Genomic DNA, 23334 nt, shown 5'->3' with positions numbered 1-23334 from the left:
ATCCAATGACCATCTCTTCTACTCAAGCTCTCAACGTTCTTACCGTACCCGCGTTCCAGGATAACTACTTGTGGTTGATACATGATGGCGTCCACGCCGCGGTGGTCGACCCCGGCGATGCCAAACCGATCCTGGCCGCGCTGAAAGCGCATGGCCTGAAACTCACTGCCATTTTACTCACCCATCATCACGCTGACCATATCGGCGGCGTGCCTGAATTATTACAGCATTACCAGGTTCCCGTGTTTGGTCCGCGCAATGAAGACATCGCGGCCGTGACGCTGCCGGTCGGCGAAGGCAAGGTGGTCGATGTGCCGGGACTGGCGCTGAAGCTGTCGGTGCTGGATGTGCCGGGTCACACCATGGGCCATATCGCCTATCTGCGCGAGGCGGCCGATGGCGAACCGGCCTGGCTGTTCTGCGGCGACACCCTGTTCGCCGGCGGCTGCGGCCGGCTGTTCGAAGGCACGCCGGCGCAGATGATCAGCTCGCTCGGCAAGCTGGCGGCGTTGGCGGACGATACCAGGGTGTATTGCGCCCACGAATATACGCTGTCCAACCTGCGCTTCGCGCGCGTGGTGGAGCCGGACAATGTGGCGCTGCAGGAACGGGTGAAGGTGGAAACCGACAAGCGCGAGCACAATGTGCCCACCGTGCCGTCCACCATCGGGCTGGAAAAAGCCACCAACCCCTTCCTGCGCTACCGCGAGCCGGCGATCGCGGCGCAGCTGCTGAAGGCCGGGCGCCTCGATCGCATCGATACGCCACTGGCCACCTTCACCGCGCTGCGCCTGTGGAAGAACGATTTTTAAGCGCGCCTAGATTTCTTCGTACAGCGGCAGCGTCAGGAACTCTTCGAACGCTTCCGCCGTCGCCATCTGCTCGAAGATCTGCGCCGCGCGCGGGTAAGTCGGACCGCTGCCGTCCGGCGCGGCGGCCTGCACCTTGGCGAGCTCTTCCGGAATCATCGCGCGCACCATCGCGGCGGTGACCTTGCGGCCATCTTCCAGCACGCCCTTGTCCGAACGAATCCACTGCCACACCTGCGAGCGGCTGATCTCGGCGGTGGCGGCGTCTTCCATCAGATTATGGATGGGGACGCAGCCATTGCCGGCCAGCCAGCTGCCCAGGTAGTGGATGCCGACGTTGATGTTGTAGCGCAGACCGGCCTCGGTGATCGGCGTTTCCGGCTTGAAGTCCAGCAGCTGCTCGGCGTTGACATCGACATCGAGGCGTTGCTTGTCGATCTGGTTGGGCTTGTCGCCGAGGACTTTCTTGAATTCGGCCATCGCCAGGTCCACCAGGCCCGGATGCGCGACCCAGCCGCCGTCGTAGCCGTCGGTGGCGTCACGCGCCTTGTCGTTGCGCACGCCACCCATGGCGATTTCGTTTTTCTCCGGATCGTTCTTGATCGGGATCAGCGCCGCCATGCCGCCGATCGCCGGCGCATTGCGTTTGTGGCAGGTCTTCAGCAGCAGCAAGGCATAGGCACGCATGAACGGCGAAGTCATGGTCACCTTGGCGCGGTCGGCCAGGCAGAATTCCTTGTCCAGCTTGAACTTCTTGATGCACGAGAAGATGTAATCCCAGCGGCCGGCGTTCAGGCCGGCACTGTGCTCGCGCAGTTCGTACAGGATCTCGTCCATCTCGAACGCGGCCAGGATGGTTTCGATCAGCACCGTGGCCTTGATCGTGCCTTGCGGTAGCCCCAGTTCGTTCTGGGTCATGACGAAGATATCGTTCCACAGGCGCGCTTCCAGGTGCGATTCCATCTTCGGCAGGTAAAAGTACGGCCCGGCGCCGCGCGCCAGTTGCTCCTTGGCGTTGTGCACCATGAACAGCGCGAAATCGAAGATGCCGCCGGACACGCGCTTGCCATCGACCAGCACATGCTTTTCATCGAGATGCCAGCCGCGCGGACGCACCACCAGCGTGGCGACCTTGTCGTTCAGCTTGTAGGACTTGCCGTTCTGCTCCAGCGCGATCGTGCCACGCACCGCGTCCTTCATGTTGATCTGGCCGCTGACCTGGTTGTCCCAGTTGGGCGAGTTGGAATCCTCGAAGTCGGTCATGTAGCTGTCGGCGCCCGAGTTCAGCGCGTTGATGACCATCTTGCGCTCGACCGGACCGGTGATTTCCACCCGGCGGCATTCGAGCGCCTTGGGAATCGGCGCGATCTTCCAGTCGCCGTTGCGGATGTGCGCGGTCTCGGCCAGGAAGTCGGGACGCTCGCCGGCATCCAGCCGCTTGGCGCGCTCGACGCGGGCGGCCAGCAGCTGCTGGCGGCGCGGCTCGAATTCACGGCTCAGCTTGGCCACCAGCGCCAGCGCCTCGGGCGTCAGAATTGCCTCGTAACCGGGCTTGATCTGGCCCGTGATTTCCATGCCTGCCGGCAGAGTGATGGTGGACTGCGTCATGAGTGGGGTCTCCGTAAAAAGTGAACGAATCGGCTTCATTATAGGCTTGTTGCACTGCGGCGCTTTTAGTGTGCGGGCTCAGTTACAACATGATTTGTTTTACAGTATATTCACTCGTTAGTTATGCAAACAAGACTAAAAATCACTTCATCTATGCGTTTTTGTAAAAAGTGAGGGAGACACGCAGCCATGGGGCAGTTCCGACAGATTTCTACTTTTGTTGAGGTGGTCGCCCGGGGCAGCCTGTCGGCCGCCGCGCGCGCCGAAGGCATCGCGCCGGCCATGATCGGCCGCCGTCTCGATGCGCTGGAGGCGCGGCTGGGGGTCAAGCTGCTGCAGCGCACCACGCGCAAGCTGGCCCTGACCGACGAAGGCGCCGCCTTCCTCGAAGACTGCCAGCGCATCCTGGCCGAACTGGAACAGGCCGAATCGGCGGTGGCCGAGCGCAGCGCGCACGCCACCGGCCACCTGATGATTTCCGCGCCGGCCGGCTTCGGCCGTCAGCACGTGGCGCCGCTGTTGCCGTCCTTCCTGGCCGAGCACCGCGACGTCACGGTCACGCTGAACATGAGCGACCGCGTGGTCGACATCGTCGGCGAAGGCATCGACGTGGCGATCCGCATTGCCAGCCTGTCGGATTCCAGCCTGGTCAGCGTCAAGCTGGCCGACAACGAGCGGGTGGTGGTGGGCGCGCCAGCCTACCTCAAGCGCCATGGCGAACCGATGACGCTGGCCGACCTGAGCAAGCACAACTGCCTGGCGATCAGCAGCGAGGGCAGCCAGCGCGGCTGGACCTTCCGCGAAGGCGACAAAAACGTCGTGCTGAAAGTCAGCGGCAACATGGCCTGCAACGACGGTCAGGTGCTGCACGAATGGGCGCTGGCCGGCAAGGGGCTGGCGTGGCGCTCGATGTGGGAAGTCGGCAGCGCCATCGCTGCCGGCAAGCTGCAGACCGTGCTGGATGGCTATTCGGCGCCCGGCAACGACATCTACGCCGTGTTCGCGCAGCGGCGCCATCTGCCGCTGCGCATCCGCGCCTTCGTCGACTTCCTGCGCCACACCTACGCCCAGCCGGACTACTGGCGCAAGGCGGGCAAATAAATCCGGGGTCAGGTCTGACTTTCGGACACGGGCTCTGCCGTAGCGACCACTACGGCAGAGCCCGTGTCCGAAAGTCAGACCTGACCCCGGATTAAGGGCAAAAAAAATCCTCGGATACCGAGGATTTCTTGATCGTTTGACTCAGCGTATTACAGCGGCTGAATGTTCGAAGCTTGCTTGCCTTTAGGGCCGGCGGTTACTTCGAAAGAAACGCGTTGGTTCTCTTGCAGCGACTTGAAGCCTGCGCTCTGAATCGCCGAGAAGTGAGCGAACAGATCTTCGCCGCCTTCATCAGGAGTGATGAAGCCGAAGCCCTTCGCGTCGTTGAACCATTTTACGATACCAGTTGCCATTACAATTCCTATTTCAGTTAATTTGGGCTTGCGCCCGTCATACCGTTTTTGAGGCAAGAAAGATCAGTTGACTGCACTACTCTTGAATCTAAACGATCCCCTATTATACCCATTTACGAGAGAAAAGCACGTTTTCAAGAAAATAAATGCAATCCGTCGCATTTTTTGGTAGAAAACCCTCTCGCTCGAGAGTATATGTTAGTTTATATAACTTAATCGTATCGCTTTTGAGGTACATCAAGCGCACGATTCATTCGAAGGCGCCAGCCTTGGCGTCGCGCGCCGCCCAGGCCAGCAGTTTTTCCACTTCCGGCACGATGGCCGGCCACTCGCCGTGGCCCGCCATGGTCGCGCGCACCATCTGCTCGATGCGGCGCGACTCCTGTCCCAGCACCGGGAAACCGAAGGTCGCGGCCGAGCCGGCCACGCCATGCAGCAATTCATGCAGTTGATGCACGGCGTCCTGCGGCGGTTGCGCGCCGCCGGCCACGCAGGCGTCGAGCGCAGCGCGGATCTTGGCCATGGTGACCGGCACGGTGGCGGCAAACTTGTCGTTCAGCGCCGCCAGGCGGGCGCGGAAATCGGGGTCGACAGGCGTGGCCATGGCTTACTTGGTGCCGAAGATGCGGTCGCCGGCGTCGCCCAGACCGGGCACGATGTAGGCATGGTCGTTCAGGTGCGAATCCAGCGAGGCGCAATAAATCTTCACGCCCGGATGCGCTTTCTGGAACACTTCGATGCCTTCCGGCGCCGCCACCAGCGCCAGGAAGATGATCTGGTCGTCGCTGACGCCGCGCTTTTTCAGCACGTCCACCGCGTGCACCGCCGAATTGCCGGTCGCCACCATCGGGTCGCACAGGATGAAGGTGCGCTCGGCCAGGTCGGGCAGGCGCACCAGGTACTCCACCGGCTGGTGGGTCGCGGGATCGCGGAACACGCCGATGTGGCCGACGCGCGCCGACGGCACCAGGTCCAGCAGGCCGTCGCTCATGCCGACGCCGGCGCGCAGGATAGGCACGATGGCCAGCTTGCGGCCGGCGATCACCGGCGCTTCGATGGTGGTCAGCGGGGTTTCCACCGTGCGGGTGGTCAGCGGCAGGTCGCGGGTGATCTCGTAACCCATCAGCAGCGTGATTTCCTTGAGCAGGTCGCGGAAGGTACGGGTCGACGTGTCCTTGGCGCGCATGTGGCTCAGCTTGTGCTGGATCAGCGGGTGGTCGGTGATGAACAGGTTGGGAAAACGCGGGTCTTGTTTCATTCGATGAGCTCTTGGCAGGGATATGGCCGCATTATACTAGGGCTGGGAGCCCAGAAACATGGTGACCGCCTCTTCGGCGATCTGGTCCAGATCCGCACCGCGGCCCGGTTGGTACCACAGCACGGTGTAGTTGACGGCGCCCAGCAACAGCAGCCGCGCCACCGCGCTGTCGCTTCTCAGCAGGCCGGCGGCCGACAGCTCGCTGACCACGTCCTGCCACAGCTGATCGTAGCGGTCGCGCAGCACCTGCACGCGCGCGCGCAACGCGGGCGTCAGGCGGCGCCAGTCGTACAGCAGCACCGGGATGAAGTCCTGCCCCTCGCCCAGCACGGTCTCCAGGTGGGCGCGCACCAGCGCGCGGAACTTGTCGCGCGGCGGCAGCCCGCCGGCGACGATGGCCTCGGCCGCCGGCAGGCCGGCCACCAGCCCCTGCTCCATCACCGCGGCCAGCAATTCCTGCTTGCTGCGGAAATGGTAGAACGGACTGCCCGAGCGCATGCCGACCGCGTCGGCGATGTCGCGCGTGGAGGTGCCGTCGAAGCCGCGCTCGCGGAACAGCCGCGCCGCCACGCGCACCAGGTCGGCGCGCCGGTTGTCGGCGATGACGGCGCTCATTCGACCAGCGCGCGCGCCAGGATGGCGGCGCAGTCGACGCCGTTCGGCAGGCGGCCGAACGCCCCGCCAGGTTCGCGCTTGAGGCGCGACGCCATGAACGCCGACGACACGAACGGCGGCGCGTGGCGCAGCAGCAGCCCGGCCTGCACCGCCAGGACCACGCGCTCGGCCAGCAGGCGCGCGCCGAATTCGTCCGGCTGCTGTTGCGCCAGGTCTGCCATCAGGGTGCTGCGGTAGGCGACGAAGAAGGTATCGCCGTTGCCGGCCTCCGCCAGTTCGGCCGCCAGCGCGTCGCGCGCCTCGGGCGACTTGCCCAGCGCGCGCAGCAGGTCCAGGCACATCACGTTGCCCGAGCCTTCCCAGATCGAATTGACCGGCAGCTCGCGGTACAGCCGCGCCAGCGGGCTGTCCTCGACATAGCCGCTGCCGCCGATGACTTCCATCGCCTCGGCGCCGAACGCCGGGCCGCGTTTGCAGATCCAGTATTTGCCGGCCGGCGTCAGCACGCGCGCCAGCATGGCCTGCACCGGATCGGCGGCCTGGTCGAAGCAGCGCGCCAGGCGCATGGCAAACGCGGTGGCCGCTTCCGACTCCAGCGCCAGGTCGGCCAGCACGTTCTGCATCAGCGGCTGTTCGGCCAGCGGCCGGCCGAAGGCGACACGGCGGCGCGCGTGGTGCAGCGCGTGCGTCAGCGCCGCGCGCATGGCGCCGGCGCTGCCCAGCACGCAGTCGAGCCGGGTGTGGCTGCCCATCTCCAGGATGGTCGGGATGCCGCGCCCCGGCTTGCCGATCAGCCAGCCGTAGGCGCCGGTGAATTCCACTTCCGCCGAGGCGTTCGAGCGGTTGCCGACCTTGTCCTTCAGGCGCTGCACGCGGATCGCGTTGCGCTCGCCGTTGGGCAGGTAGCGCGGCAGGAAGAAACAGGACAGGCCGGCGCCGTCCTCGCCGTCGGTCTGCGCCAGGATCAGGTGGGCATCGCTCTGCGGCGCCGAGAAGAACCATTTGTGGCCGACGATGCGGAACACCTGTTCGCCGTCCTCGCCGAACAGCGCGCGCGCTTCCGACGGCGGCAGCGGCGCGGCGCGCGTGGTGTTGGCGCGGACGTCGGAGCCGCCCTGCTTCTCGGTCATGCCCATGCCGATGATGGCGCCGTTTTTCTGTTCCACCGGCAGCGAGCGCGGATCGTATTCATTGGACAGGATCTTGGGCAGCCATTTGAGCGCCAGCTTGGGCGCCTGCTTCAGCGCCGGCACCGCGGCGTACGTCATGGTGACCGGGCATTGCGCGCCGTTTTCCACCTGGCCGAACAGCAGATAGCGTGCCGCGCGCGCCACCTGCGCGCCGGCGCCGCCCTGCCACGGCGAGGAATGCGCGCCGTGGCCGATCAGCAGCGCCATCAGCCGGTGCCAGCCCGGATGGAATTCCACCTCGTCGATACGGTGTCCCTGGCTATCGTAGTTGTGCAACGTGGGCGCGTACAGATTGGCCAGGCGCCCCAGCGCCAGCGTGTCCGCCCTGCCCAGCTCGGCGCCCAGCGCGTGCAGCGCGTCGGCCGCATCGGCCGCGCCCTCGCGCACCAGCGCCTCCTGCAGCGCCAGATCGGCCGCGTACAGGTTGACGTTTTCAAACGGCGCAACAGTATTGCGCACTTCGTGGGTATCGAAAGGCTGCATTTTGTCTCCGTTCAAAACTAAGTTGTTGGTTTTCTTGAACAATGTCCAGACTAGCCCAAACCCCTGCACGAAGCAAGCAGTTGCTCTGTGGACTCATCGAAGGGACACCGCCATGACCGACGCCTACATTTATGACGCCATCCGCACGCCTTGCGGCAGGGACAGCCTGCACAGCGTCAAACCCATCAGCCTGGTGACGGGGCTGCTGACCGAGCTGCGCCAGCGCCACCAGCTCGACACCGCCGTGATCGATGACGTCGTGCTCGGATGCATGACACCGGTGGGCGACCAGGGCGCGGACATCGGCCGCACCGCCGCGCTGGCGGCGGGCTGGGACGCGCGCGCGGCCGGCCTGCAGATCAACCGCTTCGGCGCCTCCGGGCTGGAGGCGGTCAACCTGGCGGCGCAGAAGATCCGCTCCGGCTGGGAAGAGCTGGTGGTGGCCGGCGGGGTCGAATCGGTGTCGCGCGTGCCGCCCGGCGAGGATGGCGGCCCGTGGTCGCAAGACCCGGAAACCAGCCTGCGCACCGGCTACATGCCGCCCGGGATAGGCGCCGACCTGCTGGCGACGCTGGACGGCTGCAGCCGCAGCCAGCTGGACGAGTACGCGCTGGACTCGCAGCACAAGGCGGCGGCCGCCGGCTTTGCCTCGCTCGTTCCGGTGCGCGACCTGAACGGCGTGCTGATCCTGGCGCACGACGAATGCATCAAGCCGACCACCGCGGAGATGCTGGCCATGCTCAAGCCGGCCTACGCCGAGGCCGGCGCCGCCGGCTACGACAGCGTGGCGCTGCGCCGCCATCCGCAGTTGCAGTCCATTGCCCACCTGCACACCAGCGGCACCACCGCCTGCGCGGCCGACGGCGCGGCGCTAGCCCTGATCGGCAGCCGGGCCGGCGGCGCCCGACTTGGTCTGCGGCCGCGCGCGCGCGTCGTCTCGCTGGCCGTCAGCGGCGACGGCACCGCCGCGCACAAGGCGTTGAAAAAGGCCGGGCTGTCGATCAACGACATCGACCTGTTCGAGGTCGGCGAAGCCTTCGCCGCCGACGCCCTGCATTTCATGCTGCACAGCGGCGTGGCGGCGGAAAAGGTCAACGTCAATGGTGGCGCCATCGCCCTCGGCCTGGCGCCGGGCGCCGCCGGCTGCATGCAGCTGTGCAGCCTGCTCGACGAGCTGGAGCGACGCCAGTTGCGGCGCGGTCTGGCGACGCTGTCCGCCGCCGGCGGCATGGCCGCCGCCACCATCATCGAACGCGTGACGGAACGGCCATGATCTCGATCCGCCATGATGGCAAGGTCCTCAACGCCCAGCTGGACGCGCGCGCCATCAATCCGCTCAGCCGGCTGTTTCAGCGCGAGCTGGCCGGACTGGTGGCCCGGCTGGAAAGCCGGCGCGGCGAACTGGTCGCCGCCGTCATCGGCTTCGGCACGGACGGTGGCGATTCACGCCACGAACACGCGCATCTGCTGGCGCTGACGCCGGCGCAGATCAGCGACTGCATGCAGATGCTCAGCGCCTACAACGCGCTGCTGCGCCGCCTGGAGGCGCCGGGCATGCCGGTGATCGCCAATCTCGGCGGCGCCGTCAGCGGCCATGCGCTGGGGCTGGCGCTGGCCTGCCATTGCCGCATCGCGCTGGATGACGTTCATCTCAGCCTGCCGCAAGTGCAGCGCGGCCTGGCGCCGGTGGCCGGCGAGGTGGCGCGCACCGTGCGCCTGGCAGGCCTGCGTGGCGCCGCGCCGATCTTGCTGGAAGGCGCGACCCTGGACGCCGCGCAGGCGCGTCAGGCGGGCCTGCTGCACCACGTGGCCGCCAGCCGTACCGAACTGGCCAGGCTGACCTATGCGGCGCGCGCGCAGCGGCAGGCGATCCAGCCCTGGGACGCGCGCAACAGCAGTCTGCCCGGCGGCGGCCCGCGCAGCGCCGCCATGCGCGACTGGCTGCAACTGGCGCCGGCCCGCGCCGGCCTGGAGCAACCAGCAGTTGCCGCGACTTTGTGCGCAATGGTCGAAGGCGCGCAAGTCGGCTTCGATTGCGCATTATTGCTCGAGAGTCGCTACTTTTGTCATACTGTCATGAATTCAGCGCGCAATAATTACGCTTTTTCATTCTAGGGCGCAGTTTTTCGATCCAACGCAAAAGAATTCCGAAAAAGTCGCTAGGATGTTGTCTTTTTTCATGTAATTTCACTGTCATCAGTGATACATTGCGTTCTGGTTTTGCAAGATTCGAGCCAGCCGTATTGACAATGCATACTTCGATGCAGAAATTGAAAGAGTAGTCTTCGCGATGCCAACCAGTGCTCCCCCCCAACAGCGCCCCGAATTGGATGTCCTCCTGGAGGAGGCCGGCGATGTTGTCTTCCGTTTGAACCAGTCCGGCCAGCTGCTGTACGCCAGCCAACGCGCGATTGCCCGCCTCGCCAGCCCCTGGCCGCTGCTGGGCCGCGGCCTGGTCAAGCTGGTGGCGGACGCCGACCAGGCGGCGTTGAACGCGGCGCTGGCGGACGCGCTCGAGTCGCGCACACCGCGCCTGGTCGAGGTGCGCGTGAAGACCGCGGACATCGAAGTCTGGCATGAGTTGCGCGTCACCGCCTACGGCGCCGGCGACGGCCCCGCCGAGCTGCTGGTGGTCGGCCGCGACATGACGGTGCAGCACGCCACCGAGGAACGGCTGCGCCACATGGCCACCCACGATGCGCTGACCGAACTGCCCAACCGCCTGCTGCTGTCCGACCGCATGCGCATGGTGATCGCCAACGCGCGCCGCTCGGGCCAGGGTTTTGCCGTGGCCAATGTCGGCCTGGACGGCTTCAAGAAAGTCAACGACGGTCTCGGCCATCCGATCGGCGACGCCCTGCTGCGCACCGCCGCCCAGCGCCTGCGCAAGACCCTGCGCGACAGCGACACCCTGGCCCGCGTCGGCGGCGACGAGTTCGTCGCCATCCTGCCCGGCACCGCCGGCGAGGCGCAGATCAAGCTGGTCACCGGCCGCCTGCTGGCCGCGCTGCAGGCGCCGTTCGAGATCGATGGCCATACCATCTACATGGGCGCCTCGGTCGGCGTCTCGGTCTATCCGCAGCACGCCGAGGACGAGATCCGCCTGCTGGCGATGGCCGATGCCGCCATGTCGCGCGCCAAGGAGACCGGCAAGGCGCGCTGCGTGGTCTACAGCCCGGCCCACGCCGGCCCGCCGCAGCACGACATCTCGCTGGAAGCGGCCATGTTCCAGGCGGTGCGCGAGGGCGAATTCCTGCTGTACTACCAGCCCATCGTCGACGCCCGCACGCGCGAAATCCAGGGTTTCGAGACGCTGATGCGCTGGAAACACCCGACGCTGGGCATGGTGCCGCCGGTGCGCTTCATCCCGATCGCCGAGACCAATGGCCTGATCAACCTGCTCGGAGCCTGGGCGCTGAAGGCGGCCTGCGTGCAACTCAAGCAGTTCGAAGAGGTGGCCAAGCGCAGCCTGTACATCTCTGTTAATATCAGCCCGCGTCAATTCCGTAACGATAAATTTTTGGATGTGCTGGACGATGCGATCGCGTTTTCCGGCCTGGCAGGTGAGCAATTGGTTTTGGAAATCACAGAAGGCACACTGATGATCGACCCGGTCCACGCCGAGTCCATCCTCTCCAAGATGGCCGAGCGCAAGGCGCGCATCGCGATCGACGACTTCGGCACCGGTTATTCGTCGCTGGCCTACCTCAAGCGCTTCCCGATTTCCGTGCTCAAGATCGACCGCACCTTCATCCGCGACCTGCCCGGCTCGCAGAAGGACGGCGCCATCTGCAACGCCGTGCTGGATCTGGCCAAGCACCTCGATCTGTCGGTGGTGGCGGAAGGCGTGGAAACCGAGGAGCAGCTGCGCTACCTGGAAGAACGCGGCTGCCAGTACATCCAGGGTTACCTGACCGGCAAGCCGATGGCTGCCAACGTGGCGCTGGCCGCGCTCAAGGAAAGCATCCACGCCAAGGTGCTGCCGGCCGAACTGCGACAGGTGGCACAATGAACAACGCCTACAAGGCCGCGACCACGCTCGGCAACAAGACCCTGTCCGAGCTGGCCGACTGCACCCGCCGCCGCGGCGACATGCCCGGCTTCGCCAAAGCGATCACCGCCATCCTCGGCGCCATGCGCGGCGAGGACGAGCAGGAATTCAACATGACGCGCACGGTGCTGTCCGATCCGGTGCTGACGCAGAAGGTGCTGCGGCTGGCCAACAGCGGCATGTATTCGGCCTTCGGCCAGCACGTCAACACCGTCAGCAAGGCGGTGCTGGTGCTGGGCACGGAAGCCATCGGCCACCTGGCGCTGGGTCTGAAGCTGATCGAGGAGCTGGCCGCCACCTCCAGCGACACCACGGTGGCCCACATCGAGATGGAAAAGGCGGTGCTGGCCGGGATCGTGGCCCAGCACATCGCCTACACGGCCGAAAGCCGGCACGGCGAGGAAGCCGTGGTGTGCTCCATGCTGCACACGCTGGGACGCATGATGATGACCTTCTACATGCCGGAACGCTGGAATGAGTTGGTGCGCGTGGCCGACCAATCCGGCGTCACCCCGGAACAGGCGGCGCCCGAGGTGCTGGGTTTGAGTCTGGAGGAAGTCGGCCACGCCGCGGCCCTGTACTGGGGTCTGCCGGCGTCGCTGGTGCAAGGCATGCGCACCCAGGACCCGCTGGAAGAAGGCGCGGAAATGTCTTCGTCGGACTGGATCGCCGGCCTGTCCACCATGGCCGCGCGCTGTGCCGAATCGCTGTGGCACGACGACGCCGCCGGCGCCGAGAAAGTGCAGCAGCTGGCCGAAAGCTACGCCGGCATGCTGGGCGTGCCGGCCGCCGGGCTGCTGCGGGCGATCGAAGAGGCCAAGGTGGTGGCGGCCAACGACCTGAATATCGCGCCGCTGTCGCGCCCCGCCGAACGGCGCGCCAAGGCGCTGGCCAAGACGCGCCAGCGCGCCGCCGGCAACAAGATCCTGCTCAGCGGCCTGGCCGACATGCGCGACATGCTGGACAGCGCCAGTCCGGGCCAGATGGTGCAGATCGCGCTGGAGACCATCTACAAGGGGCTGGACCTGTCGCGCGCCGTGGCCTTCGTGCGCAACCGCAAGGAGCGCAGCTACACCGCCCGCATCAGTTTCGGCGACGGCGTGCGCGACCTGCTGCCGGCCATGACCTTCGAGGACAACTACGAACCGAACGTGTTCCACGCCGCCCTGAACAGCGACCGCGTGATCTTCATCGACAACGCGCACGACACCAAGCTGGCCGCCAAGCTGCCGGCGTGGTGGAAGAATTCGCTGTCCGAGGCGCGCAGCTTCGTGGTGCTGCCGCTGACCGCCAACGGCCAGCCGGCCGGCTTCCTGTATGGCGACTGGGACGACTCCTTCCCGCCGATCCAGCTGAGCCAGACGGAGTTCTCGCTGCTGAACGACATGCGTTCCATGGTGATGCGCGCGGTCGACCGCCGTCACGGCGTCAGCGCCGAAGCGGTCACGCGCTAATACAGGTCGCGCCGCTGCCAGCGGAACGACAGCATGGCGGCCAGCGCGGACAGCGACACCATCGCCGCCGCCACGTAATACACCGATTCCGGTCCCGCGCGTTGCCACCACTGGGCCAGGAACAGACCGCCCAGCGAACCGCCGACGCCGTACGAAATGCTCATGTACAGCGCCTGGCCGCGCGCCTGCAGCGGGCCGGAGAACCAGCGCTGCAGCGACATCACCGCCGACGAGTGATGCAGCGCGAAGGTGGCGGCGTGCATCAGCTGCGCCAGCACCAGCAGCCACACCATGTGCGAGCCGAAGCCGATCATCACGAAGCGCACCACCGCGATGCCCAGCGCCAGAAACATCAAGCGGCGCGCGCCCCAGCGCCTGAACAGGTGCGACTGAAAATAGAACAGCGTCACCTCGGCCAGCACGCCCAGCGACCACATGGCGCCGATCAGCGTCTTGCTGTAGCCGTTACGCTCCAGGTACAGCGAATAGAAGGTGTACAGCGAGGTATGCGCCGACACCATCAGCGCGGTCGAGGCGAAGAAGGCGATCACCTCGCGCCGGCGCAGCAGCGACAGCAGCGGTGGCGGCGGCTGCTGGTGGATGCGGCGCGGCACGTCGTGCAGGAGGAAGGCGGCCAGGATGGTAGCCACCAGCAGCGCCGCGGCGATCCACGGCAGCGTGACGATGCCGCGCCGTTCGAGCGCCATCGAGGCCAGCGTCACCGAGACGATGAAGCCGATCGAGCCCCACATGCGGATGCGGCCATAGTAAGTGAGATCGCCCTTCATCTCGGACAGCATCAGCGCTTCGCAGATGGGCGCCTGGCCGCTGGTGAACAGGTTGAGGATCACCATCGCCAGCATGAAGTGGGCAAAGCTGCCGCCGAAGAAGAAGCCCGAGAACCCCGCCAGCGCCGCGAAGCCGGCGGCGCGCAGCACCAGCACGCGGCGGTCGTAATGGTCGGCGACGTAGCCCCAGACGTTGGGGCCGACGATGCGCAACACCTGGATCATCGACATCAGCACGCCGATCTGCGCCACCGTCATGCCCTTGTCGGCGAAGAACAGCGTGGCGTAGGTGCTCCAGGTGCCCGCGTGGGCGTAGTAGCAGAACAGGAAGAAGGCGAAGCTTGACGCCTGCGCCGGCACCTTACAGCTCGATGTTCGGGGTCGTGACCTTGACGTCGCCGCACTGGGCGCGGTGCATCAGCGCGTGGTCGATCAGCACCAGCGCCAGCATGGCTTCGGCGATCGGCGTGGCGCGAATGCCGACGCAGGGATCGTGGCGGCCGAAGGTTTCCACCATCACCGGATTGCCGTCCTTGTCGATCGACGGACGCGGCGTGCGGATCGACGAGGTCGGCTTGATGGCGATCGACACCGTGATATCCTGGCCGGTCGCAATCCCGCCCAGCACGCCGCCGGCGTTGTTGCCGACGAAACCCTGCGGCGTCAGCGGATCGCCATGCTCGCTGCCCTTCTGCGCCACCGACCGGAAGCCGGCGCCGATTTCCACGCCCTTGACGGCATTGATGCCCATCATGGCGTAAGCGATATCGGCGTCGAGCTTGTCGTAGATCGGCTGGCCCAGGCCGACCGGCACGTTCTGCGCCACCACGTCGATGCGCGCGCCGATCGAGTCGCCGGCCTTGCGTAAGTCATCCATGTAGGCTTCCATGCGCGCGATCACGGCGGCGTCGCCGGTGGCGGCAAAGAAGGGATTGTCGGGCACGTGCCTGAAGTCCTCGAACGGCACGGCGATCTCGCCAAGCTGGCTCATACAGCCCTTGAACACCGTGCCGTATTGCTGTTGCAGCCACTTCTTGGCCACCGCGGCCGCGCCGACGATGGGCGCGGTCAGGCGCGCCGACGAGCGTCCGCCGCCGCGCGGATCGCGGACGCCATATTTGTGCCAATAGGTGTAGTCTGCATGTCCAGGACGGAATGTATCGGCGATGTTGCCGTAATCCTTGCTGCGCTGATCCTCATTGCGGATCAACAACGCGATCGGCGTGCCGGTGGTGACCCCCTGGTACACGCCCGACAAAATCTCCACCGTATCCGATTCCTGGCGCTGGGTCACATGACGCGACGTGCCCGGCTTGCGGCGGTCCAGCTCTGGCTGAATGTCGGCTTCCGACAACGGCAAACCCGGCGGGCAACCATCGATCACACAACCGATTGCGGGGCCATGGGATTCACCAAAAGTAGTGACGGAAAACAATTTACCAAAAGTATTGCCAGACATAGGGAAAGAATCTTCGGAAAATAGTGGAAAGTTCCTCATTCTACCAGTCAGGGGCGCCTGCCGTCCCGAGAAAGAAATAATTTCCACATGGCAAGTTTCGCTTGGTAAAATATCATTCTTTTGATACAAGTATGGTGCAACTCGCATATCGCTGCACGAGCTATGGTTATTCGCGCTGGAAGTCTGGATTCTTTTTGACAATCCGCTATATACTTGAACGAAGAACACCGAGAATCCTGGAGAAGCTACACATGCCCCCACCGGTAACACCTCTTGAGCAATCCAAGGATGATCAAGACGATTTGGTTTTCTTAGATGAACACCCGGCGCCGACCTCCACGGCCGGCGCCCGCAATGTCTGGCGGGTCATGATTATCGACGACGACGAGGACGTCCACTCGACCACCACTTTTGCCCTCGGTAATCTCGACATGCAGCACCGCCCGCTGGAATTCGTGCACGCTTATTCGGCCAGCCAGGCGCGCGAGCTGCTCCAGCACGAGCCTGAAATCGCCGTCATCCTGTTGGACGTGGTGATGGAACAGGACGACGCCGGCCTGCACCTGGTACGCTATATCCGCGAAACGCTGAAGCTGCACGACGTGCGCATCATCCTGCGCACCGGCCAGCCCGGCTACGCGCCGGAAATCGACGCCATCCGCGATTTCGACATCAACGATTACAAGACCAAGTCCGAGCTGACCCGCATCAAGCTGTTCACCACGGTGACGGCCGCGATCCGTTCCTATGAGCAGATCCGCAAGATCAACGACAGCCGGCGCGGCCTCAACCAGATCGTCCACGCCAGCACCCAGCTGATGACGCTGCACGGCGTGCAGAACTTCGCGGCCGGCGTGCTGACCCAGATCGCCGACCTGCTGGGCCAAGACGCCAACGGCGTGCTGTGCGTGCAGGAGTGCCCGGACGAGGGCTGCAAGGAATTGATGGTCATGGCCACGGCCGGCAGTTTCCGCCACCTGGACAACATCACCCTGACCGTGCGCGAGGACCAGCGCATCCACGATGCGCTGGAACTGGCGCTGGCGCAGCGGCGCAATTTGTACGGCCCCGATTGCATTGCCCTGTACTTCGCCGGCAAGGCCAGCCGCGACTTCGTCGCCTTCATGGAAGTGGCGCGCGCGCCCACCGAAATCGACGAGCGCTTGCTGGAGGTGTTCTGCAGCAACGTCGCCGTCGGCCTCGATAACGTCGAGCTGGTGACGCATCTGCACAATGCGGCGTTTTACGATCAGCTGTCCAAGCTGCCCAACCGCACCCGGCTGGTGGAAATTCTCGACGCCACCTTGGCCGGCCCGGGCCGCGACGACGCCACGTTGTCGCTGGTCGATCTGGACCACTTTGCCGAAACCAACGACGCGCTCGGCCACCAGTTTGGCGACATGCTGCTGATCGCCGTCTCCAACCGCCTGCAGACCGAGCTCGGCGAGCAGGTCACCGTGGCGCGCATCGGCGGCGACATCTTCTGCGTGCTGGGCAATTCCGAGCAGGTCAATCCGGCCAACATCCTGGCGCTGTTCCAGCGCGCCTTCAGCATCGACGGCCAGGATGTGCAGCTGTCGGCGACGCTGGGCCTGGTGCGCCTGGGCGAACACGAAGGCAGTGGCGCCGATGCGCTGAAGGATGCCGACATCGCGCTGAAACGCGCCAAGTCGCAGCAGCGTGCCGGCCACTTCTATTTTTCGCGCTCGATGGGCGTGGAAATCCGCGAGCGCGTGCGCATGATGCATGCGCTGCGCACGGCCTTCGGGCAGAATCAGCTGTTCGTGGTGTACCAGCCGCAGATCGATCTGGAGACGCGCCGCCCGGTCGGCGCCGAGGCGCTGCTGCGCTGGCAGACGCCGGACGGCAAATTCATCTCGCCCGACCGCTTCATTCCGATCGCCGAATATTCGGGCCTGATCATCGATCTGGGCGAATGGGTGATGCGCACCGCCTGCCGCGAACTGGTGGATTTGCGCAAGGCCGGCCACCATGATTTCATGATGTCCATTAACGTGTCGCAGGTGCAGTTCCGCCATCCATTGTTCCTGGACATGCTGAAGCGCGCGCTGGACGATACCGGCGCGCCGCCCGAGCACATCGAACTGGAAATCACCGAATCGATGGCGATGGAGGAGCCGGATCTGCTGATCAAGATGCTGGCGCAGATCAAGCAGACCGGGGTCAGCATCGCGATCGACGATTTCGGTACCGGCTTTTCGTCATTGTCCTACCTGCAGCGGCTGCAAATCGACCGCCTGAAGATAGACCGCGCCTTCGTCACCGAAATCACCGGTTCGGCGCGCGGCAGCAGCATTGCGGAAATGGTGATCCAGCTGGGCCGCAACCTGGGTCTGGCCGTGATCGCGGAAGGCGTGGAGGATGAGCGCCAGGCGCAGATTCTGCATACGCTGGGTTGTCCGCTGGCGCAGGGTTTCCTGTTCGCGCGACCGATGACGGCCACCGCGCTGAACGGCTGGCTCAGCAACGACGCCCTGGAAGTGTCGGCCTGAACAGATGTTGTCATTCCCGCGGAAACGGGAATGACCGGCGAGTCAGTCGGCGGCCTGCTCGGCTTCCGCCGGCCAGTCGCGGATATATGCCTTGAGCATACGATTTTCAAAACTCTGCGCTTCCAGCACGGCGCGCGCCACGTCGTAGAACGAGATCACGCCGAGGATGGTCTTGGCGTTCATCACCGGCAGGTAGCGCGCGTGCTTTTCCAGCATGATGCGGCGCACCTCGTTGACTTCGGTGTCGGGCGTGACCGTGATCGGCGCGTCGTCCATGTGCTTGCGCACCGTGCCGCCGCCGACGCTACCCTGGTTGTCGTGCAGTGCGCGCAGCACTTCACGGAAGGTCAGCATGCCGACCAGATCGCCGAATTCCATCACCACCAGCGAACCGATGTCCTTCTCGGCCATGGTGTCGGCGGCTTCCGCCAGCGGTTGATCGGGGGAGATGGTGTAAAGGATACTGCCTTTAACCTGGAGAATTTCGGAGACTTTCATATTGGCCGTCCTGTCCGCTGATATACGCTCTGTGAATGGGAGTTCTTATGTTGTAGCCTTTTTACCGAATGTAGCCTATGCCCGGTAAAAAAGCCAGTATCGGCGATAAGCAAAACTCAACATTTTTGCTGTGCTGTTGCCTTGCCGCGATTCGGGGTAGCATTCTCGCAGAAAGGAGAGTTTCATGCAGCCTCACGTCGTATTCATCCACGGTGCGCTCAACGACCATACCGTCTGGCGCGCGCAAAGCCGCCATTTCGCGCAGCACGGCTATCGCGTGCTGACGCCCGATCTGCCCGCCCACGGCGCCGCGCCCGGTCCGGCGCTGGGCAGCGTGGCCGCCATGGCCGACTGGCTGCTGGCGCAACTGGACGCGGCACAGATCGGCCAGGCCGCGCTGGTCGGTCACAGCCTGGGCGCGCTGATCGCGCTGGAGGCGGCGGCCAGGGCGCCGCAGCGCATCGGGCACCTGGCGCTGCTGGGCGTCGCCTATCCCATGAAGGTGGCCGAGACGCTGTTGGCAACCGCGCGCAGCGACGAGCCGCGCGCTATCGACATGGTCGCCAAATGGTCGCACACACCTGGCCATGAACGCGCCGACGAGCTGCGGCAATTGATGCTGCGCCTGTCCCGGCAGCAGTCGGGCCGGCATCTTCTGCACACCGACCTGGCCGCCTGCAACGCCTACGACCGCGGCGAAGCCGCCGCCGGCGGGGTGCACTGCCCCACCCTGTTCATCTTCGGCGCCAGCGACGTGATGACGCCGCCCAAGGCCGCGCGTACGCTGACGGCGGCACTGCCGCACGCCAGATCGGTCACCGTGCAAGCGGGCCACGCCATGATGGTCGAACAGCCCGATGCCATCAACGACGCTTTGCTGAAGTTCTGTTTGCCGGAGCATTGAAGACCTGCTGCAGCGATTGCGCTTCCGGCAGCCGTTCGCACCACGCTTCCGGTCGCGTCAGGCTGGCTTGGGTCAGTCTGCTCCTCACGGTTTCCGGCAGCGGTCCGAAGCGCCGCGCATGTTCGGTGAAAATGCGATAGTTATAGTCGAGTACGCGCAGTGCCAGCGCAGCGTTGAGATACTGCAATCATCGGCAATCGAGCGGCCCGAAATGCTCGGTCAGTGTCTTGCCCAGCCCCGTTTCGACCGCGGTTTCCACCTCGCGCGCCAGCAGCGCGGCTTCGCGTGCGGCCTGCTGGTCGCGCTCATCGTCGCTGTCGGCGATGACGCCGGCGTTGACCGGCATGCCGGCAAACACGAACAGGCGGTAGACTTCGGCCAGGGTCAGTTTGTCGACATTGGCCAGGATGACCCAGTGATCGGAGCCATCGCTGACGCGCTTGCCCCACTGTACCCGCGACGGCACCGGTACCGGCACCCGCCCGACCCAGCCGGCGGCCATCATGCGTTCCAACAGATTGTCCATCTCGTCAAAGCCCAGACGCGTGCGCTCGCGGATCTGGCCCGCGCTGACCAGCGCCGTGTCGCCACACTTGCAGGCCACGTGCAGCACTTTCAGGATCGCCATTGCGTCGACGAATTCACCGCCCGGCTGGGCTTCATGCCACCAGCGCTCGTATTTCACCACCGGCAGCGCGGCCACCAGCAGCGCGCCAAACAGCGTAATCAGCCAGGACAGATACACCCACAGCAGGAACAACGGCACCGCCGCCAGCGCCCCGTAGATTTTGGAATACGTCGGGAACTGCGTGATGAACACGCCGAAGCCGCGTTTGGCCAGCTCGAAGGCCAGGCCGGCCAGCAGCCCGCCCCAGGCCGCGTCGTGCCACTCGACGTCGCGGTTCGGCACCACGATATACAGCAGCGTAAAGGCGGCGGTGGTCAGTGCCAGCGACAGAACGGTATAAATGAGCGCGCCCAGGAACGGCACGTGCCTGCCCACCAGGTCGCTGGTGACCATGAACACCTGCGACGACAAGGTCAGCGACACGCCGATCAGCAACGGCCCCAGCGTCAGCAGGGCCCAATAGACCAGGATGCGTTTGGTCCAGCTGCGCTGGCCGCGCACGCGCCAGATGCGGTTGAACACGCGCTCGATCAGGTTCATCATCGCGATCGAGGTGAAGATCAGCGCCACCGCGCCCACCGCCGACAGCCGCGTGGCCTTGGAAGCGAACATGGTCATGTAGTTGAGGATGGTGCTGGAAATCGTCTTCGGCATCACGCTCTGGACGAAGTACGCCTCCAGCGAGCTGCGGAAGGTGTTAAACAGCGGGAACGTGGTGAAAATCGCCAGCGCGATGGTGAGCAGGGGCACCAGCGCAAAGGTGGTGGTGAACGTCAACGAGCCGGCCACCTGCGGCAGACTTTCCTCGCGCAGGCGGCGCTGCGCAAACAGGAACAGGTCGCGGACTTCGGGCCAGGACAGCGAGCGCACGGTCTTGATGCCGCTGCGGCAGGTGCGGAACAGGTACAGGAACAGCGGGCGGAGATATTTTTCGTACATGGGGCTAATGGTATTACAACAGTGGCAATGATGCCATCCGCCAAAGCGCCCTATAATACCGCTGATGAACACTCCGACCCTGACTATTCTCGTTTTGTACTACTCGCGCCATGGCGCCACGCGCAAACTGGCCGAGCTGATCGCCCAGGGCATCGAGGGCGTGCCGGGCTGCGATGCGCGCCTGCGCACCGTCCCCGCCGTGTCCACCGTGGCCGAGGCCACCGAGTCCGACGTGCCGGCCAACGGCGCTCCCTACGTCGAGCTGGACGACCTGGCCGACTGCGCCGGCCTGGCGCTGGGTTCGCCCACCCGCTTCGGCAACATGGCCTCGGCCATGAAGTACTTCCTGGACGGCACCTCGGCGCAGTGGCTGTCCGGCACGCTGGCGGGCAAGCCGGCCTGCGTGTTCACCTCCACCGGCAGTCTGCATGGCGGCCAGGAGTCGACCCTGCTGTCGATGATGATCCCGCTGTTCCATCACGGCATGATGGTGCTCGGCCTGCCCTACACCGAGCCGGAGCTGATGACCACCGCCAGTGGCGGCACGCCCTACGGCGCCAGCCACTGGTCCGGCCTGGACGGCAAGAAGACCATCACCGACGATGAAAAGCGCCTGGCCATCGCGCTGGGCAGGCGCCTGGCCGAAACCGCCGTCAAACTGCGTACCAACCTGAGCTGATCCGAGGACGCATCATGGAAACCGCAATGCAACGATATTTTCACTGGGGTGCCATCGGCAGCCTGGTGATCCTGATAGTCTGGTGTGTGTTGTGGGAGATGGCACTGGCGCCACTGAAGCCCGGCGGTTCCTGGCTGGTGCTCAAGGCTGCGCCGCTGTTGCTGCCGCTGTACGGCGTGTTCAAGCGCGATATCTACACGCTGCAGTGGACCTCGATGATGATACTGCTGTACTTCGCCGAGGGCGTGGTGCGCGGCTGGAGCGATACCGGCAATGTGTCCGCGTGGCTGGGCTGGGGCGAGGCGGCGCTGGTGTGCGTGTACTTCGTCTGCGCCGTGCTGTACCTGCGGCCGTACAAGAAGGCGGCAAGGAAAATGGCCAAGGAACTGCTGGACAAGGTCAAGATCACGACGATCAAATGATGGATTTTATTTCGCAATGCCGCGCCGCGCTGGGCGCCGCCCACGTGCTGCAGGCGCCGGCCGACATGGCGCCCTTTCTCACCGACCAGCGCGGACGCTTTACCGGCCAGGCCTTGGCCGTGCTGCGTCCCGGCTCGGCGGAAGAAGTGGCGGCGCTGGTGCGCGCCTGCGCCGAATATCGCGTGACGCTGGTGCCGCAAGGCGGCAACACCGGCCTGGTGCTTGGCAGCGTGCCGGACCTCAGCGGCCGGCAGGTGCTGTTGTCGCTGGCGCGGCTCAACCGCATCCGCGAGGTCGATGCCGTCAACCGCACCATGACGGTGGATGCCGGCTGCATTTTGCAGCACGTGCAGCAGGCTGCCGCCGCCGAAGGCTGCCTGTTCCCGCTGTCGCTGGCGGCGGAAGGCAGCTGCACTATCGGCGGCAACCTGTCCACCAATGCCGGCGGCACCGCGGTTCTGCGTTACGGCAATATGCGCGAATTATGCCTCGGACTGGAGGTCGTCACGCCGCAGGGCGAGATCTGGAACGGTCTGCGCGGCCTGCGCAAGGATAATACCGGCTACGATCTGCGCGACCTGTTCATCGGCGCCGAAGGCACACTGGGAGTCATCACCGGCGCTGTGCTCAAGCTGTACCCGCAGCCCAAGGCCAGCCTCACCGCGCTGGCGGCCCTGCGCTCGCCGGCGGCCGCGCTGCAACTGCTGGTGCTGATGCAGGACCATTGCGGCGCCAGCCTGACCGGCTTCGAACTCATGTCGCAATATTGTCTGCAGCTGGTGGCGCAACAGTTCCCGCAGCTGCGCCAGCCGTTTGCCGCGCCACATGCGCAATACGTGCTGCTGGAGCTGTCGAACAGCGAACCGGAACAGCACGCGGTCGGTCTGCTGGAGCGTGCCATCGGCGCCGCGCTGGAACGCGGCGTGATCGACGATGCCGTGGTGGCGTCGTCGGTCGCGCAATCGGCGGCGCTGTGGCAGCTGCGCGAGCATATCCCGCTGGCGCAGGCCAGGGCCGGCAAAAACATCAAGCATGACATTTCGCTGCCGGTGTCGCGTATCGCCGACTTCATCACGGCCACCGGACCGCGGCTCGACGCCGCCTTTCCCGGCTGCCAGCTGGTGTGCTTTGGCCACGTCGGCGACGGCAACCTGCACTACAACGTGGCGCCGCCGGACGGCATCGCGCATGAGGATTTCCTGCTCAACCAGGACCAAGTCAACCGCCTGGTCTACGACAGCGTGGCGGCGTTCGGCGGCTCGATCTCGGCGGAACACGGCATCGGCGCCCTCAAACGCGACGAACTGGCGCGCTACAAGTCGCCGGTGGAGCTCAACATGATGCGGGCCATCAAATCGGCGCTGGACCCGCTCGGTATCATGAATCCCGGTAAAATCCTGTGAGCGAGGCCGAGATGAAATCCATGATTGCCGTACTGCTGTGGGGCGCCACGCTGGCCGCCTACGCGCAAACCGTGTACAAATGCAAGCAGGCGGAGAAGATCACGTACAGCGACGCGCCCTGCCCGGCCGGCGCCGACGCCAGCACGCTGGCCACGCCCGCCGCGCCGGCCGCCGATCCC

At 65.1% G+C, this 23334-nt stretch carries 22 protein-coding genes; 12 read left to right on the top strand and 10 right to left on the bottom strand.

The genetic code is table 11. The features are described from left to right. The first annotated feature begins 5 nt into the window (after positions 1–5). Positions 6–812 (top strand): hydroxyacylglutathione hydrolase, encoded by an 807-nt coding sequence (gene gloB, locus E4L98_RS20520; RefSeq protein ID WP_135203401.1) that lies wholly within the window; start codon positions 6–8, stop codon positions 810–812. Between the two features lie 6 nt (positions 813–818). Here the strand turns inward: gloB and aceB are convergent, their stop codons facing one another. Then, the gene (gene aceB / locus E4L98_RS20515; RefSeq protein WP_135203400.1) at positions 819–2417 is read right to left on the bottom strand and encodes a malate synthase A; all 1599 of its coding nucleotides are present in this window, start codon (positions 2415–2417) and stop codon (positions 819–821) included. Positions 2418–2606: 189 nt separating this feature from the next. On the opposite strand from aceB, the gene E4L98_RS20510 reads away from it, so the two are divergent. After that, entirely contained in the window at positions 2607–3518 is a 912-nt protein-coding gene (locus tag E4L98_RS20510; protein WP_135203399.1) for a LysR family transcriptional regulator, read from the top strand. Between the two features lie 149 nt (positions 3519–3667). On the opposite strand, the gene E4L98_RS20505 is transcribed toward E4L98_RS20510, so the two are convergent. The 5 genes from E4L98_RS20505 to E4L98_RS20485 all read right to left on the bottom strand — a co-directional run bounded on the left by E4L98_RS20505 (position 3668) and on the right by E4L98_RS20485 (position 7417). Further along, positions 3668–3871 (bottom strand): cold-shock protein, encoded by a 204-nt coding sequence (locus E4L98_RS20505; protein WP_135203398.1) that lies wholly within the window; start codon positions 3869–3871, stop codon positions 3668–3670. Between the two features lie 250 nt (positions 3872–4121). Continuing rightward, the gene (locus tag E4L98_RS20500; RefSeq protein WP_135203397.1) at positions 4122–4475 is read right to left on the bottom strand and encodes an Hpt domain-containing protein; all 354 of its coding nucleotides are present in this window, start codon (positions 4473–4475) and stop codon (positions 4122–4124) included. Positions 4476–4478: 3 nt separating this feature from the next. After that, positions 4479–5129, bottom strand: coding sequence for a uracil phosphoribosyltransferase (gene upp, locus E4L98_RS20495; protein ID WP_135203396.1), 651 nt, complete (start codon positions 5127–5129; stop codon positions 4479–4481). A gap of 36 nt (positions 5130–5165) precedes the next feature. Beyond that, positions 5166–5744 (bottom strand): TetR/AcrR family transcriptional regulator, encoded by a 579-nt coding sequence (locus tag E4L98_RS20490; RefSeq protein WP_135203395.1) that lies wholly within the window; start codon positions 5742–5744, stop codon positions 5166–5168. After that, positions 5741–7417: an isovaleryl-CoA dehydrogenase gene (locus E4L98_RS20485; RefSeq protein ID WP_135203394.1), complete on the bottom strand. Its 1677-nt coding sequence runs from the start codon at positions 7415–7417 to the stop codon at positions 5741–5743. Before E4L98_RS20485 ends, E4L98_RS20490 begins: the two co-directional genes overlap by 4 nt. Before the next feature lie 112 nt (positions 7418–7529). Between E4L98_RS20485 and E4L98_RS20480 the strand changes: the two genes are divergently transcribed. The 4 genes from E4L98_RS20480 to E4L98_RS20465 all read left to right on the top strand — a co-directional run bounded on the left by E4L98_RS20480 (position 7530) and on the right by E4L98_RS20465 (position 12922). After that, on the top strand, positions 7530–8690 hold the full coding sequence (locus E4L98_RS20480) for an acetyl-CoA C-acyltransferase (protein WP_135203393.1): 1161 nt from the start codon (positions 7530–7532) through the stop codon (positions 8688–8690). After that, a complete protein-coding gene (locus E4L98_RS20475) occupies positions 8687–9532 on the top strand; it encodes an enoyl-CoA hydratase/isomerase family protein (RefSeq protein WP_135203392.1) in 846 nt (281 codons plus the stop codon). Before E4L98_RS20480 ends, E4L98_RS20475 begins: the two co-directional genes overlap by 4 nt. A gap of 175 nt (positions 9533–9707) precedes the next feature. Then, positions 9708–11429, top strand: a complete 1722-nt coding sequence (locus E4L98_RS20470; RefSeq protein ID WP_135203391.1) for a putative bifunctional diguanylate cyclase/phosphodiesterase — start codon at positions 9708–9710, stop codon at positions 11427–11429. Beyond that, positions 11426–12922, top strand: coding sequence for an HDOD domain-containing protein (locus tag E4L98_RS20465; RefSeq protein ID WP_135203390.1), 1497 nt, complete (start codon positions 11426–11428; stop codon positions 12920–12922). The genes E4L98_RS20470 and E4L98_RS20465 overlap by 4 nt, the downstream gene beginning before the upstream one ends. Here the strand turns inward: E4L98_RS20465 and E4L98_RS20460 are convergent. Together E4L98_RS20460 and aroC are read right to left on the bottom strand one after the other, a co-directional pair. Continuing rightward, entirely contained in the window at positions 12919–14070 is a 1152-nt protein-coding gene (locus tag E4L98_RS20460) for an MFS transporter (protein ID WP_135203389.1), read from the bottom strand. The two genes, E4L98_RS20465 and E4L98_RS20460, sit on opposite strands and share 4 nt — an antisense overlap. Before the next feature lies 1 nt (position 14071). Next, on the bottom strand, positions 14072–15169 hold the full coding sequence (gene aroC / locus E4L98_RS20455) for a chorismate synthase (RefSeq protein WP_135203388.1): 1098 nt from the start codon (positions 15167–15169) through the stop codon (positions 14072–14074). 251 nt (positions 15170–15420) lie between these two features. On the opposite strand from aroC, the gene E4L98_RS20450 reads away from it, so the two are divergent. Beyond that, complete coding sequence (locus E4L98_RS20450; RefSeq protein WP_135203387.1) at positions 15421–17682, top strand: putative bifunctional diguanylate cyclase/phosphodiesterase; 2262 nt, start codon at positions 15421–15423, stop codon at positions 17680–17682. Between the two features lie 42 nt (positions 17683–17724). Here E4L98_RS20450 and E4L98_RS20445 read toward each other — a convergent pair whose 3' ends face one another. Beyond that, on the bottom strand, positions 17725–18180 hold the full coding sequence (locus E4L98_RS20445) for a CBS domain-containing protein (protein WP_135203386.1): 456 nt from the start codon (positions 18178–18180) through the stop codon (positions 17725–17727). Between the two features lie 184 nt (positions 18181–18364). Here E4L98_RS20445 and E4L98_RS20440 point away from each other — a divergent pair, with 184 nt between their 5' ends. After that, positions 18365–19084: an alpha/beta fold hydrolase gene (locus E4L98_RS20440; protein ID WP_135203385.1), complete on the top strand. Its 720-nt coding sequence runs from the start codon at positions 18365–18367 to the stop codon at positions 19082–19084. A gap of 187 nt (positions 19085–19271) precedes the next feature. Here E4L98_RS20440 and E4L98_RS20435 read toward each other — a convergent pair whose 3' ends face one another. Beyond that, positions 19272–20651, bottom strand: coding sequence for a YihY family inner membrane protein (locus E4L98_RS20435; protein ID WP_135203384.1), 1380 nt, complete (start codon positions 20649–20651; stop codon positions 19272–19274). 64 nt (positions 20652–20715) lie between these two features. On the opposite strand from E4L98_RS20435, the gene wrbA reads away from it, so the two are divergent. The 4 genes from wrbA to E4L98_RS31400 form a co-directional block, all read left to right on the top strand. After that, positions 20716–21330: an NAD(P)H:quinone oxidoreductase gene (wrbA, locus tag E4L98_RS20430; RefSeq protein ID WP_135203383.1), complete on the top strand. Its 615-nt coding sequence runs from the start codon at positions 20716–20718 to the stop codon at positions 21328–21330. A gap of 14 nt (positions 21331–21344) precedes the next feature. Beyond that, a complete protein-coding gene (locus E4L98_RS20425; protein ID WP_135203382.1) occupies positions 21345–21752 on the top strand; it encodes a DUF2069 domain-containing protein in 408 nt (135 codons plus the stop codon). Continuing rightward, positions 21749–23155: an FAD-binding oxidoreductase gene (locus E4L98_RS20420; protein ID WP_135203381.1), complete on the top strand. Its 1407-nt coding sequence runs from the start codon at positions 21749–21751 to the stop codon at positions 23153–23155. Before E4L98_RS20425 ends, E4L98_RS20420 begins: the two co-directional genes overlap by 4 nt. Before the next feature lie 11 nt (positions 23156–23166). Next, positions 23167–23334 (top strand): DUF4124 domain-containing protein (locus E4L98_RS31400; RefSeq protein ID WP_135203380.1); only part of this gene is annotated, 168 nt, incomplete at its 3' end.

This window comes from Duganella callida (assembly GCF_004614165.1).
GTDB lineage: Bacteria > Pseudomonadota > Gammaproteobacteria > Burkholderiales > Burkholderiaceae_D > Rugamonas > Rugamonas callida.
The sequence above is the reverse complement of the archived record's forward strand: the minus strand, read 5'-3'. Positions and strand labels throughout refer to the sequence as shown.